Source organism: Synechococcus sp. CCY9201, from assembly GCF_034931105.1.
In the GTDB taxonomy this organism is placed as follows: domain Bacteria; phylum Cyanobacteriota; class Cyanobacteriia; order PCC-6307; family Cyanobiaceae; genus CBW1002.
Genome location: NZ_JAYGIC010000062.1, coordinates 1 through 13,415 on the forward strand (window position 1 = coordinate 1; position 13,415 = coordinate 13,415).

11 protein-coding genes and 1 pseudogene are annotated in these 13,415 nt (G+C 68.3%); 7 read left to right on the plus strand and 5 right to left on the minus strand.

Features of this window, described 5'->3' with window-relative positions; all coding sequences use genetic code 11:
• The first annotated feature begins 178 nt into the window (after window positions 1-178).
• The 4 genes from VB716_RS06220 to VB716_RS17440 all read left to right on the plus strand — a co-directional run bounded on the left by VB716_RS06220 (window position 179) and on the right by VB716_RS17440 (window position 5,381).
• Window positions 179-1,477, plus strand: coding sequence for an aminotransferase class I/II-fold pyridoxal phosphate-dependent enzyme (locus VB716_RS06220; protein ID WP_323270014.1), 1,299 nt, complete (start codon window positions 179-181; stop codon window positions 1,475-1,477).
• 70 nt (window positions 1,478-1,547) lie between these two features.
• Window positions 1,548-1,937 (plus strand): glycine cleavage system protein GcvH, encoded by a 390-nt coding sequence (gene gcvH / locus VB716_RS06225; protein ID WP_197157659.1) that lies wholly within the window; start codon window positions 1,548-1,550, stop codon window positions 1,935-1,937.
• Between the two features lie 116 nt (window positions 1,938-2,053).
• Window positions 2,054-5,011, plus strand: coding sequence for an aminomethyl-transferring glycine dehydrogenase (gcvP, locus tag VB716_RS06230; RefSeq protein WP_416238088.1), 2,958 nt, complete (start codon window positions 2,054-2,056; stop codon window positions 5,009-5,011).
• A gap of 172 nt (window positions 5,012-5,183) precedes the next feature.
• On the plus strand, window positions 5,184-5,381 hold the full coding sequence (locus VB716_RS17440) for a hypothetical protein (RefSeq protein WP_231598237.1): 198 nt from the start codon (window positions 5,184-5,186) through the stop codon (window positions 5,379-5,381).
• A gap of 104 nt (window positions 5,382-5,485) precedes the next feature.
• Here VB716_RS17440 and VB716_RS06240 read toward each other — a convergent pair whose 3' ends face one another.
• From VB716_RS06240 to VB716_RS06250, 3 genes are all read right to left on the minus strand, one after another.
• Window positions 5,486-5,701 (minus strand): hypothetical protein, encoded by a 216-nt coding sequence (locus tag VB716_RS06240; protein WP_197157663.1) that lies wholly within the window; start codon window positions 5,699-5,701, stop codon window positions 5,486-5,488.
• 256 nt (window positions 5,702-5,957) lie between these two features.
• Window positions 5,958-6,668 (minus strand): rubrerythrin family protein, encoded by a 711-nt coding sequence (locus VB716_RS06245; protein ID WP_323246537.1) that lies wholly within the window; start codon window positions 6,666-6,668, stop codon window positions 5,958-5,960.
• A gap of 181 nt (window positions 6,669-6,849) precedes the next feature.
• Window positions 6,850-8,673: a diflavin flavoprotein gene (locus VB716_RS06250; RefSeq protein ID WP_197157667.1), complete on the minus strand. Its 1,824-nt coding sequence runs from the start codon at window positions 8,671-8,673 to the stop codon at window positions 6,850-6,852.
• A gap of 129 nt (window positions 8,674-8,802) precedes the next feature.
• On the opposite strand from VB716_RS06250, the pseudogene VB716_RS06255 reads away from it, so the two are divergent.
• Window positions 8,803-9,918, plus strand: a pseudogene (locus VB716_RS06255) (branched-chain amino acid ABC transporter substrate-binding protein).
• Window positions 9,919-9,976: 58 nt separating this feature from the next.
• Here the strand turns inward: VB716_RS06255 and VB716_RS06260 are convergent.
• Window positions 9,977-11,725, minus strand: coding sequence for a diflavin flavoprotein (locus tag VB716_RS06260; RefSeq protein WP_197157671.1), 1,749 nt, complete (start codon window positions 11,723-11,725; stop codon window positions 9,977-9,979).
• Between VB716_RS06260 and VB716_RS06265 the strand changes: the two genes are divergently transcribed.
• Window positions 11,724-11,858, plus strand: a complete 135-nt coding sequence (locus VB716_RS06265; protein ID WP_255518225.1) for a hypothetical protein — start codon at window positions 11,724-11,726, stop codon at window positions 11,856-11,858. The two genes, VB716_RS06260 and VB716_RS06265, sit on opposite strands and share 2 nt — an antisense overlap.
• A 5-nt stretch (window positions 11,859-11,863) precedes the next feature.
• A complete protein-coding gene (locus tag VB716_RS06270; protein WP_231605580.1) occupies window positions 11,864-13,204 on the plus strand; it encodes an NRAMP family divalent metal transporter in 1,341 nt (446 codons plus the stop codon).
• 10 nt (window positions 13,205-13,214) lie between these two features.
• On the opposite strand, the gene VB716_RS06275 is transcribed toward VB716_RS06270, so the two are convergent.
• The coding region (locus VB716_RS06275; protein ID WP_323270017.1) for an MEKHLA domain-containing protein at window positions 13,215-13,415 on the minus strand (201 nt) is incomplete at its 5' end.

Sequence of the window (13,415 nt, forward strand, 5' to 3'; positions counted from 1 at the left end):
GGCGGGATCAACACTGTGAACCAGCACGGGCTCACCGGATCGCGGCGCGTTGGGCACGGAACTCAATGCTTCTGGACTGGAAACCAAGGAACTCTCCGGGTGTCTGGTGCCTTGGCTTCTCCGTTCTGTAGCCAATGCAGCCGAAGAAATCTAACGGGCGGCAGCATGGGGCCTGCCGATGCACCGTTCGCCGATGGGCCTGCCCGCCGCCAAGCCCAGCGCTGCCCAGCGGGACTGGGCCCGGCAGCGGGTGGAGACCGCCCTGCAGCGCATCGCCCCCCAGATGGCGGCCCGCACGGCTGGGGTGCGTCCCCGCCTCGAACGGGTGCTGGAGGCCTTTGCGGCGGAAGGACTGGGGGTGCAGCACTTCGCCTCGGTGAGCGGCTATGGCCACGGTGATCTGGGCCGGGAGGTTCTGGATCGGGTCTTCGCCAGGGTGCTGCAGGCGGAGGCGGCCGCGGTGCGGCTGCAGTTCGTGAGCGGCACCCACGCCATCGCCGCGGCCCTGTTCGGCGTGCTGCGCCCTGGTGATCGACTGCTGGCCCTCACCGGCCGCCCCTACGACACCCTCGAGGAGGTGATCGGCATCCGAGGCAGCGGCCAGGGATCGCTGGCCGAGTTCGGCATCACCTACGACGAACTCGCCCTCACCCCGGATGGACGGGTGGACACCGATCGGCTGGCGAAGGCCCTGGCCCTGCCCACCCGCATGGTGCTGATCCAGCGCAGCTGCGGCTACAGCTGGCGGCCTTCGCTGGACGTGGCGGAGATCGGCCGGCTCTGCGAACGGGTCAAGGCCCTCCAGAGCGGCGTGGTGTGCTTCGTGGACAACTGCTACGGCGAGCTGGTGCAGGAGCAGGAGCCAACGGCGGTGGGAGCCGATCTGATCGCCGGCTCCCTGATCAAGAACCTGGGCGGCACCATCGCCCCCAGCGGCGGCTACGTGGCCGGCCGCGCCGATCTGGTGGAGCAGGCCTGCTGCCGCCTCACAGCGCCGGGCATCGGCAGCGAGGGCGGCAGCGGCTTCGACCTGCACCGTCTGCTCTTCCAGGGCCTGTTCCTGGCCCCGCAGATGGTGGGCGAGGCGCTGATCGGCGCCGATCTGGTGGCCACCGTGTTCGCCGAACTGGGCTATGCCACCAACCCCGGCCCCGGAGCCAGCCGCAGCGACATCATTCAGGCGGTGCGGCTGGGGAATCCCGATCGGCTGCGGCAGATCTGCCGCGCTTTCCAGGCCGCCTCGCCGGTGGGGGCCTATCTCGATCCGGTGCCGGCGCCGATGCCCGGCTATGCCAGCGAGCTGGTGATGGCCGGCGGCACCTTCATCGACGGCAGCACCAGCGAGTTTTCCGCCGATGCGCCCCTGCGGGAGCCCTACGTGCTGTACACCCAGGGCGGCACCCACCACGCCCACGTGGCCATCGCCCTGGAGCGGGCCCTGGCGGCCCTGAAGGCGAACGACCTGATTCCCGAGTAACCAACCGGCGCCAGCAACCGGCGGGCGCTGCCCTCCTCCAGACTGAGCCTGCACAGCCCCGCCTCCGGCCATGGCACTCCACTTCCCCGACGACTGCCGCTACGCCGACAGCCACGAATACGTGCGCGGCGAAGGCGACCAGCTGCGGCTTGGACTGAGCGCCTTCGCCATCGACCAACTCGGCGACATCGTCTTCGTGGAGCTGCCCGAGGTGGGGGCATCCCTGAAGCGGGGCGAGAGCTTCGGCAGCGTCGAATCGGTCAAGGCGGTGGAAGATCTGATGGCGCCGATCAGCGGTGTGGTGGAGGCGCGCAACGAGGCAGTGCTGGCCAGCCCGGAGGAACTGCAGAACGATCCTTACGGAGAGGGCTGGCTGCTGGTGGTGCGTCCCTCCGATCGCGGTGAGCTGGACGCCCTGCTGGAAGCCCCCAGCTACCGGGCCAAGGTGGAAGGCGCCTGAGCCTGCAAGGGAGCTGGCGAGCCTCCCTAGGATCCCGCCCGACCTTGGGCGCAGCTGCGGTGAGCACGGACTTCCTGGAGCGTCATCTCGGTCCGGGGCCCTGGGAGCAACAGCGCATGCTCGAGGAGCTCGGCCTGCCGAGCCTGGACGCGCTGACGGCCTCCGTGGTGCCGGCCGACATCCTGCTGCCGGAGGCGGAGGCCTCCGAAGGCCTGCCAACCGGCTGCGGCGAAGCCGAGGCCCTGAAGGAGTTGGCAGCGATCGCCGCGGCCAATCAGATGCATCGCAGCCTGATCGGCCTGGGGTATCACGGCACGGCCACGCCGGCTCTGATCCAGCGTCACGTGCTGGAGAACCCCTGCTGGTACACCGCCTACACCCCGTATCAAGCGGAGATCGCCCAGGGCCGCCTCGAAGCCCTGCTCAACTTCCAGACCCTGGTGAGCGAGCTCACCGGGCTACCGATCGCCAACGCCTCGCTACTGGATGAGGCCACCGCCGCCGCCGAGGCGATGGCCCTGGCGCTGGCGGTCTGCAAGCGACCGGAGGCCCACCGCTTCCTGGTGGACCGGGCCGTGCTGCCCCAGACCCTGGCGGTGCTGCAGACGCGGGCCGAACCGCTCGGCATCCGCCTGGAGCTGATCGACGCGGCAGGCTGGCGGGGTGACGGGTCATCAGCGCTCGCAGCTGATCTCTTCTCGGCCGATCTCTTCGCAGCCGATGTCTTCGGCCTGGTGCTGCAGCTGCCCGGCAGCGACGGCCGCCTCTGGGACCCCACGGCCCTGCTGGCCGCCGCCCAGGCGGCGGGGGTGATCAGCACCGTGGCGATCGATCCGCTGGCCCAGGTGCTGCTGAAGCCGGTCGGCGACCTGGGGGCGGACATCGCCGTGGGCAGCCTGCAGCGCTTCGGTGTTCCGATGATGGGCGGCGGCCCCCACGCCGCTTTCTTCGCCACCCGCGACGCCTACAAACGCCAGATTCCCGGCCGGTTGGTGGGACAGTCGCTCGATGCGGAGGGCCGGCCGGCCCTGCGGCTGGCGCTGCAGACCCGTGAGCAGCACATCCGCCGCGACAAGGCCACCAGCAACATCTGCACCGCTCAGGTGCTGCTGGCGGTGATGGCCAGCTTCTACGCCGTGCACCACGGCCCCGAAGGGCTCACCGCGATCGCCCGGCGGATCGTGACGCTGCGGGCCCGCTTAGCCGCGGGCCTGGGCGCGATCGGCCTGCCGCCGGAACCCGGCACCGGCTTCGACACCCTGGTGGTGCACAGTCCCGACGCCGACGCCCTGATGGCTCGGGCGGCCGGAGCCGGCTTCAACCTGCGGGACGGCATCGACGGCAGCGGTGTGGCGTCAGGGGCCGCGCCGACAGGAGCCATGCCAGCGGTGGCCATCAGCCTCGATGAGCTCAGCAGCGAGGCTGAAGTCGAGCGCCTGCTGGCCGCCCTGGCCGATCCGGATGCGGCCGCCACACCAGCCATGCCGGCGGAGGCCTTCGCCACCAAGCCAGGCCAGGCCACGGCCAGCCCCGGCACAACCGGCAACCCTGAGCCCCCTGCGCTCGCCAGCCTGCTGCCGGATCTGCCCCTGCGCCACCGCCCCTGGCTGACCCAGGAGGTGTTCCACTGCTACCGCAGCGAAACGGAGTTGCTCCGCTACATCCAGCGCCTCGCCAGCAAGGATCTCTCCCTGGTGCACGGCATGATCCCGCTGGGCAGCTGCACCATGAAGCTGAACGCCGCGGCGGAACTGGCGCCGGTCAGCTGGCCCGCCTTCAGCCAGCTCCATCCGTTCGCACCGGCCGAGCAGCTGGCCGGCAGCCGCCGGCTGGTGGACGACCTGGCGCGCTGGCTGGCGGCGATCACGGGCTTCGCCGGGGTGTCGCTGCAGCCCAATGCCGGCTCCCAGGGGGAATACGCCGGACTGCTGGTGATCCGGGCCTGGCATGCCAGCCGCGGCGAGCAGCACCGCAACATCTGCCTGATTCCCACCAGCGCCCACGGCACCAACCCGGCCAGTGCGGTGATGGCGGGTCTGCGGGTGGTGGCCGTCGCCTGCGACTCCGACGGCAATATCGACCTCACCGACCTGGAGGCCAAGGCCTCGGCCCACGCCGGCGAGCTGGCGGCCCTGATGGTCACCTATCCCTCCACCCACGGTGTCTTCGAGACCGGCATCCGCCGCATCTGTGACCTGGTGCATGAGCACGGCGGCCAGGTCTATCTCGACGGCGCCAACCTCAACGCCCAGGTGGGGCTGTGCAAGCCGGGGCTCTACGGCGCCGACGTCTGCCACCTCAACCTCCACAAGACCTTCTGCATTCCCCATGGCGGCGGTGGACCCGGCGTGGGCCCGATCGGCGTGGCGGCCCATCTGGTGCCGTTTCTGCCCGGCCATCCCCTGGCGGCCTGCGGCGGCACAGCCGCGATCGGCCCGGTGAGCGCCGCCCCCTGGGGCAGCGCCGGCATCCTGCCGATCAGCTGGATGTACATCCGGATGATGGGGGGAGCCGGCCTGCGCCGCGCCAGCCAGGTGGCCCTGCTGGCGGCGAACCTGATCGCCGAGCGACTGGATGCCCATTTCCCGGTGCTCTACCGCGGTGCCAACGGCCGCGTCGCGCATGAATGCATCCTCGACCTGCGGCCACTGAAACGCTCGATCGGGCTGGAGGTCGACGACCTGGCCAAGCGGCTGATGGACTACGGCTTCCATGCCCCCACCGTGAGCTGGCCCGTGGCCGGCACGGTGATGGTGGAGCCCACCGAAAGCGAGGCGCTGGCGGAGATCGACCGCTTCTGCGCCGCCATGGTGGCGATCCGCGCCGAGGCGGCCGCGATCGAGAGCGGCGACGCCGACCGGCTCGACAACCCGCTCAAGCGGGCGCCCCACACCCTGGCCGTGGTGACCGCCGACAGCTGGGAGCGGCCCTACAGCCGCAGCCAGGCGGCCTTTCCGGCCGGCCCCCAGCAACGGGAGAACAAGTTCTGGCCGGCTGTCTCCCGGATCGACAATGCCTACGGCGATCGCCATCTGGTGTGCACCTGCCCGACAGTTGAGGAACTGGCCTCCTGATCGTTCGAGGGGTTACATCTTTTGGCGTAATAGCGCATCATTGCGTCGTTTCGGGGCCAGTTCCATGGGTAGCGGAGGCAACAGCGAAGACGGCTGGGGGACTCAGACCAACTCAGGGCGCTCGCTGCGCGCCCTGAGTTGGTCTGAGTCCGAGGCGGTGCCGGGCCCCTCCCTGCCCCCTCTCCCCAGCATCAACCGCAGCAGCGGCAGCGAAGCCACCACCCGCAGCGATGGCACCAACGTGGTGCGGGTTCCCTTCGGTGTGCGCCAACCCCGCCGTCTCCGGCCGACTCGGCCCGATCACTGGGCCACCCTGGTCCTGCCGTTCCAGGTCGGGGGCTCCACCCCTCCACCCCCTCAGGCCGCCTGAGGGCGAGGACAAGACACGATCCATCCCGCCCTGAGACCTGGCACAAACCAGCTCAGGTCGGGAACTTGCGCACGACTGATGGGCGGATCGCCTGCTGAGCCGGCTCAGGCGGCGAAGCCCTGATCAGCAGCCAGGCTCTGATCCAGGAGGCGCCCGTCGATCTCTGCCTTCAGCTGATCGAGTGACGCGGCAGGAAACCGGAAGGGAAGAACCACCATCGGGCTGCGCTCAGGACGCACCAGCCAACCGGCTGGAACCATCGGAATCAGCACGAATCCTCGATAGCGCACCACAACGTTGTCCCGGATGACTGGAGCCATTGACGACAGCACTGATGCGGCGGAGCGGCCTCGGAGTTGCCACTCCGCGCACACACAACGCCCTAAAGAGCGTTACAACGCCATCGTGAAGCAACAACCGCCTGTGCGTTGGTCGCGGATGTATCGGATTAGGGGTCAAGCACGTCACATTGGGATGAAGAAATCGGAAGCACTATTGCCCTTGATGAAGCGACCTGGATGAACAGAGGCTTCCATCCAGGTGTACTGAGCCGAGCCTCGACCCATCGCCGATGACTCAGGCCGCCAGCAGTTCGGGCTCGCGATAAGGGATGAAATTGGCCTTGCGGGTGCCGCAGATCGGGCAGGTCCAGTCGTCTGGGATGGCCTCGAAGGGGGTGCCGGCGGCGATTCCGGAATCGGGATCCCCTTTGACAGGGTCGTAGATCATCGAACACACCTTGCAGATCCACAGCCCGGGCAGCGGGGCCGTCTCGCCGGCCTGGCCCTTGCCCTGCAGCGCTTCGAGGGCAACGCCATAACGGTCGGCATGGTGGTGCTCGATCGGCGTGAGCAGGCCGAAGTTGCTGGCCGCCTTGCGGAAGATGCCGGCGTGTTCCTCGGATTCGTCGATCTGGTCCTGGAATTCAGCCGCGGCATCGGCATCGCGATCCACACGGGCCTGGGCCTCAAACCCCGGGTACATGGTGGTGTACTCGTAGGTTTCGCCCTCGATCGCCAGCTCCAGGCAGCGGGCCAGCACAGCCTGCTTCTGCTCCTCGCTCAGGCCGGCGGGATCGGCCACCACCAGCTCGGGATGGAGCAGGCGGAAATGGGCGAAGGCATGCTCGGTTTCCTGATTGGCCGTGTCGCGGAAGAGCTTCGCCAGCTCGGCATGGCCCAGCTGCTTGGCCACATCGGCGAAGAAGAGATACTTGCGGTTGGCCATGCTCTCACCGCCGAAGGCAGCCTCGAGGTTGGCCTGGGTGGAGGGGTTGGACAGATCCATGACGGAAAAACGCAGAGGATGGAGCGCGGCAGAAAAGGACCCGGAAGGATCAACCCGATCAGGATCGAACGCGAGAGCTCTGGAGACCGGGCCCACCGTTCTCCAGAGCTTACACGAAGTCATAACCACTTCGTGTTAGAGCGCGAACAGTGTTGGCGAGGGGCTGCCTCCTGCGGCCCCCTCAGTAGTTGGCCCCGCTCCGGCGCTGGTGGACGGCCGTGACTCCCGTGGGATCCAGCAGGCCGCCACTGCTGAGCTCGGCATAGACCAGCCAGTGGTCGCCGCACTCCATCCGCTGCTTCACCCTGCCCTCCAGCCAGGCCAGCGCCTCCGGCAGCACCGGATAGCCCCCAGGACTCTCCTGGAGCTCCAGGCCGGCGAAGCGATCCGCTCCCGGCGGGAACGGCTGCAGAAACTGCTTCATCGGGCCGCTCTGCCGGCCCGCCGCCAGCACGTTGAGCGCAAAGCCATCGCCCACGTGCAGCAGGCTCTCCAGGGCCCGGTCCCGTGCCACCGCCACCGTGAGACCGGGCGGCGAGAAGCTGGCCTGGCTCACCCAGCTGGCCACCATCGCCCCGCTCAGGCGCGTCTCCCCCTCCCCCTTTCGGGTGGTGAGCACACACAGGGAGCCCACCAACCGGCCCAGGGCCAGCACCGCCGGATCGCTGCGGCTTTCGCTCAGACCACCGGCGGCGCTGCGGCGCTGGCTGCGGCGCTGCTCCACCAGCAGGCTGCGGCCCAGGGCCGTGCCGGTTTCCTCGATCGTTTTGATCGTGGCGGCATCGGGACTGAACTTGACCTTGATCGGCTCGAAGGCGAACTGGAAGCCGCCATCGCGCAGCTTGCTCTCGAGCAGATCGAGCGCCTCACCACTCCAGCCGAAGCTGCCGAACACCCCCACCGGCTTGGCCCGATCCCCCTCCGCCAGCAGGGTGCCCAGAGCCGACACAATCGGCGTGGGCGCATGCCCCCCCAGGGTGGGGGAACCGATCAGGACGGCGTCACAGGAGCGGATGGCGGAGAGCAGCTGGTCAGCGGGCGCAAATTCGCAGTTGATGCTCTCGACGCGCACGCCGGTGCGTCCCACCCCCTGGGCCAGGGCATCGGCGATGGCGGCGGTGTTGCCATAGGCGCTGGCGAACAGCAGGGCCACCGACAGCCTGGCGCGGTCCTGGGTTTCGCCCCAGCGGCGGTAATCGGCCAGCAGGCTGCGCCAGCTCTCGGCGATGGCGGGTCCGTGGCCGGGGGCGATGGTGCGGATCGGCAGCTCATCCAGCCGGTTGACCACGACCTCCACCTGGCGGGCGATCGGCGCCATCAGGCAGTCGTAGTAATAGCGGCGGTCTTCCTCGGTGCTGTTGCGGTCGCTTTCGGCCAACGCCTCGCTGCAGAGGTGGGCGGCGAAGAACTTGCCGCTCATCAGCAGGCCGGTCTTCTGCTCGAAGGCGATCAGGGCCCCAGGCCAGCGGGGCGTGGGGGTGGGGATCAAGGTGAGCTCATGGCCATCCCCAAGCGGACGGGTCGCCTCCTGCTTCACCACATCGATGGCGGGCAGGGGGGGAATCACCGGTTCGGGCTGGGTGCTGCCCGGAGGGGCCGGTTTGCGCTGGTCCCACAGCTCCGCCAGCAGCTTGGCACCGGTATTGGAGGCCACCAGCATCAGCTGGGGCCACTGGCTGGCCAGGCGCCGCAGCAGGCTCACCCGGTTGGGGTTGACGTGACCCACCACCACCTTCAGGGCCGCCTCGGCAGGCACCAACCCGGCCAACTGCTCCAGGAACGGGGCGGCGAAGGATTCCCCGGGCGGATGGACCAGCACCGGCGGTACCGGCTGGCCAGTCGCGGTGGTTCCGGCGGTGAACAGAAAGCTGTTGGCGCTGGTGCCCCGCTCCAGGCCGTACTCCACCTCGAAGCGCAGCCGCTTGGGACTGAGCCCCCGCAGGCAGACCAGACCGGGTTCGATCGCCAGCTGGATCACCCGGCGTTCTGCGTCACTCGCGCCCATGCTTCGCCGTTCCGGTGGCGGTGACTCTAAGGAGGGGCGACGATCTCAATCCCGCCTGGGTTGACACCACTGACTGATGGTGCTGTCCCAAGGCCATGGGTAAGGTCGGCCATCCGGGCAGGGCCGTGCATGGAACCGTTGTTCATCGAACTGCAGCTGGCAGGCAATCCCGTTGCATCCATTCTGGCCGGGTTTGGCTACGGGCTTGATTCATACGGTGGTGGCCTGTCGTCCGATCAGGAGCCGATCGTGATTGGTCTGGAGGCCCCGCTGAGCGGCTCCCAGAAAGCCAATGGGCGCGACATGTGGCGCGGCGCCAAACTGGCAGCTGAGGAGCTGAATCTCGAGGGCGGAATTCTGGGACGCCCGATCGAGCTGGTGAAGGCCGACGACAGGGCCGATCCGGAGCGGGCTTTGCCCGTGGCCCGGAAGCTCAAGCGCCTGGGGGCCGATGCGGTGATCGGCCCCTACAACTCCGGCGTGGGCATCCTCAACCTGCCCTACTACCTCGAGAATGAGATCGTTCCTGTACATCTCACGTCCACGGATGACACCGATGGCGAGGGTGTCACCGTGCAGTCCAAGAACAGCCAGATCGCTCCGGTGGAGGAGGCCTACATCCTCTCCCAGGGCATCAAGACGGTGTCGATGCTGGTGGATCCTTCCACCTTCACCACGGGGATGGCGGATCGGCTTGAGGCGGCCCTCAGGGCAAATGGGGTGGACGTGGAGCGATTCAGCATCACCCCGGGGGCCTAGGACTACAGCGCCGCGATCCAGCAGGCCCTGGCCAGTGACCCCGGCCTGGTTTACGTGAGCACCTATTTCCCGGAGGGCAGTGTCATCGCCAAAGGGCTGGCCGCCAGTGGCAGCGACGCCCAGCGCTTCATGGGTCTGGCCAACGTGGATCCGGCCTTTGTGAAGCTGGCCGGGCTGGAGGTGGCCCAGTCCCTTGTGTTCAGCGGTACCCCTGAAGCCGCCCAGTTACCCACGGCCAAGGCCTACGTGAAGGCCTATGAGCAGCGGTTCGATCGCACCCCTGGCGTCTGGGGCACCTTCACCTACGACTCCCTGCAGGTGCTGGCCGAAGCCATGGAGCAGGCCGGCAGCAACCGGTTTGAGCCTGCCCTTGATGCGCTGTTGCAGACCCGCAACTACCAGGGGGCGACCGGCACCATCACGATCGACCCGATCACCGGCAACCGACTGAAGGTGCCCGTGTTCATCCTTCAGGTCAACCCGTAGGGAGTCTACACGATCAAAGGCTGAGCCATGGGTGGGCTTGGGCCCCACTTGCCCCACTTCAATAGTGGTTGCCCACCTTGCGGTGGTGCACGGCGGTGGAGGCCTCCAGATCGGAGACGGTGCCCTGCTCCACGGCGGCGTAGATGATCCAGTGATCCGGACCCTCCATCCGCTGAACAACGCGGCAGCCGAGGTAGGCCAGTGCATCGCCGAGCACCGGGCCGCCAGCGGCGACGCCGTCCAGGGTGGTGACGCCGGCGAAGCGATCGGCACCGGGGGGGAAGCGCTTGAGGAAATGGCGCAGCAGCACCTGGTGGTTGTCCTCCCGCAGGATGTTGAGCACGAAGCGGTCGCCCACCTGCATCAGGGCCTCGATGGCGCGGTCTTTGGCCACCGCCACGGTGAGCCCCGGGGGATCAAAACTCGCCTGGCTCACCCAGCTGGCCACCATCGCACCACTGCGGCTGCCGCCCTCGGCATCGTCCTGGCGTGCCGTCACCACATAGAGGCCTCCTGAAAGGCGGCCAAGCGCTTTGTCGAGGTCGCCGTCAAGGCTCTTCATGGCCGCGATCGTCTTCTCGCGGGTCAGCAGCTGGCCCAGATCGGTGCCGGCCTCCTCGCAGCGCTGGTAATCCTGGCCGTCCGGCACCTGACGGATGCGCAGCGGATCGAAGGCGCTCTTCTGGCCGAGGCTGCGCAGCTGGGCCGCGACCGTGTCGATCGGCTCGTCGTTGCCGCCGTAGGCGTCGTAGCAGGCGACCCACTGCTTCGGCTTGAGGGCCGCCAGCAGGGTGCCCACCTGGGCCTGAAGTTCAGCGTCGGGCGCGGCTGGCCAGGTGGGTACCACCACAGCACTGGCCTCGCCGATCAGCGCAGTGAGTTCCTGGGCATCGGTGGCACGCAGATCCACCAGCTGCACCTGGGCCTCGGCCTTGCCGATGCCACGGGCGATCGCCTGGCTGAGCCGATCGCAGAAACCGTACTGGCTCAGATAACAGACAGCGGCATAAGCCTCCCCCTTGCTGCGCTGGCTGCTCCAGTCGCGGTAGTCACCCACCCAGAGGCTGAGGTGCTGGCGCAGCAGGGGGCCATGGCCCACGGCAATCGTGGTGATCTCCGGCAACCCCTCCATGCGCTTGAGCGCCTGCAGCACGCTGCGGGCGTTCGGCCCCATCAGGCAGTCGTAATAAAAACGGAAATCCGGGGCGATGGCGCCGGGATCGCTGTCGAACAGCTCCTCGCTGCAGTAATGCAGCCCGAAGGCGTCGCAGGTGTAGAGGATACCGGTGCCGTGATCGAAGGAAAAGATCGTGTCCGGCCAGTGCAGGTTGGGAGCACTGAGAAAGTCGAAGCGGTGCTGAATCCCGCTGGCGGAATTGGTACCCAGATCGAGCGTGTCACCGCTCTTCACGGCACGGCTGCGGAACGGGCGGTGGACCTGGTCTTCAAGGAACTGGATCGCCACCTTGGAGGCCACGATCTCGATCTCGGGATTGCGGTCGAGCAGATGGCCGATCAGGCCGGAATGGTCTGGCTCGGTATGGGACACGATCAGATGATCGATCGCCAGAGGATCAATCTCCTGCTCGAGCAGCGGCAGCCAGGTGTCGGCGAATTTGAGGTGGCTGGTGTCGATCAGGGCCGTGCGCTCTCCCCGCACCAGGAAGGCGTTGTAGGTCGTGCCGTTGCGCAGACCGAACTCAATATCGAAACGGCTGCGATCCCAGTCGAGGGAGCGGATCGTGGTGGTATCGGCGGCGATCACCTCGCACTGGAGGCTCAGGCGCGGTGGTGCGACAACGCTCATGATCGTCTCCTCCGGGGGCCAGAACTGTAGGCAGACCGGCCCTCCGGCTGGCGGCATGGGGCGAGCCCTCGGTCAGCCCTCGATGCCAGCCGGCCAAGGCGCCGCCAAGCTGGAGCGCACCCTGGGGGCGTGATCACAATGGTGGCAGGCGAAGCCGGACCGCCGGATCCGAACGACCAGTCGCAGGCGGCCCCGAAACCGGGCATGCCGCTCAGTCTCAAGGGCTTTCGGCAGAGCCTGGGGCCCGGCATCCTGCTGGCCGGCGCCGCCATCGGCGGGTCTCACCTGGTGGCCTCCACCCAGGCGGGAGCCCGCTTCGGCCTCGGCCTGCTGGGTTTTGTGCTGCTGGCCAACCTGTTCAAGTACCCCTTCCTGCTGGTGGGCAGCCGGTTCACGGCCGTCACCGGGCTGAGCCTGCTGGAGGGCTATCAGCGCCAGCGGCCCTGGTACCTGCCCCTGTTTCTGCTGATCACCCTGGCCACCGGCGTGGCCAACATCGCGGCGGTGGCCTCCGTCTGCGGCAGCCTGGCCACCAGCATGGTGCCGATGAACCTGCCCGGTGGGCTGAGCACGCCGGCGGGGCTGGCCCTGCTGATCGTGGGGGTCTGCGTGGCCGTGCTGCTGCTCGGCCACTACCGCAGCCTCGATCGACTCAGCAAGGGCATCGTGCTGCTGCTCACGATCAGCACGGTGGTGGCGGCGGTGGCCGTGCTGGGTCGGGGACCGGTCGCCGGCAACGCCGACCTGTTCAGCCCCAGTCCCTGGAGCCTGACGGCCCTGCCGTTCCTGGTGGCCCTGATGGGCTGGATGCCCTGCCCGCTCGATCTGGCGGCCTGGTCGTCGCTGTGGATCTTCGCGCGGCAGGACGACTCGGGCCATCGCGGCTCCCGCGCCGAAGTGGAAGCCGACTTCAACCTCGGCTACCTGCTCACGGTGGCGATGGCGGTGCTGTTTCTGTTGCTGGGCGCCTGGGTGATGCACGGCACCGGGCAGGCGTTCTCCCCCAGCGGCGCGCGCTTCGCCCAGCAGCTGATCACCCTCTACACCGCCAGCCTCGGTGGCTGGGCCTATCCGGTGATCGCGATCGCGGCCTTCACCACGATGTTCAGCACCACCCTCACCTGCCTGGACGGCTATCCCCGCTCCACCTCCGCCGGCTTTCGGCTGCTGCGCGGCTTCCGCGGCCACGCCGTCCATGACCGGCGGGATCACGGCATCTGGATGGTGCTGCACGGTGTCGGAGCCGCCGCGGTGCTCGCCTTCTGGCCCGGTTCGATGGGAGCGCTGGTGCAGCTGGCGATGGTGGTCTCGTTTCTCACCACTCCCGTGCTGGCCTGGATGAACCTGCGGGTGATGCAGGGCCGCCAGGTGGCCCCTGCCGATCGGTTCGGAACCGTGCAACTGCTGGTGGCACGCATCAGCCTGATCGTGCTCAGCGCCTTCGTGGTTCTGTTCGGCATCAGCCTCTCGCAGGGCTGAATCCAGGCTCCTACAACCAGTACCAATCGCTGAAGCAGGCGGCCTGACCGCGGCGCTGGCCAGCGGCATCGCGCAGGGTCCAGAGGCGGGCTCCGCGAATCTGGAAGCGGCGGCCATGGCTGTCGATGCGCACACCGCTGTAGTGGGCGATCGCCTCGTCGCGCCAGGCCTGCCGCAGAGCGCGGGCCCGCTCCGCCCGCGCCACCGGCTC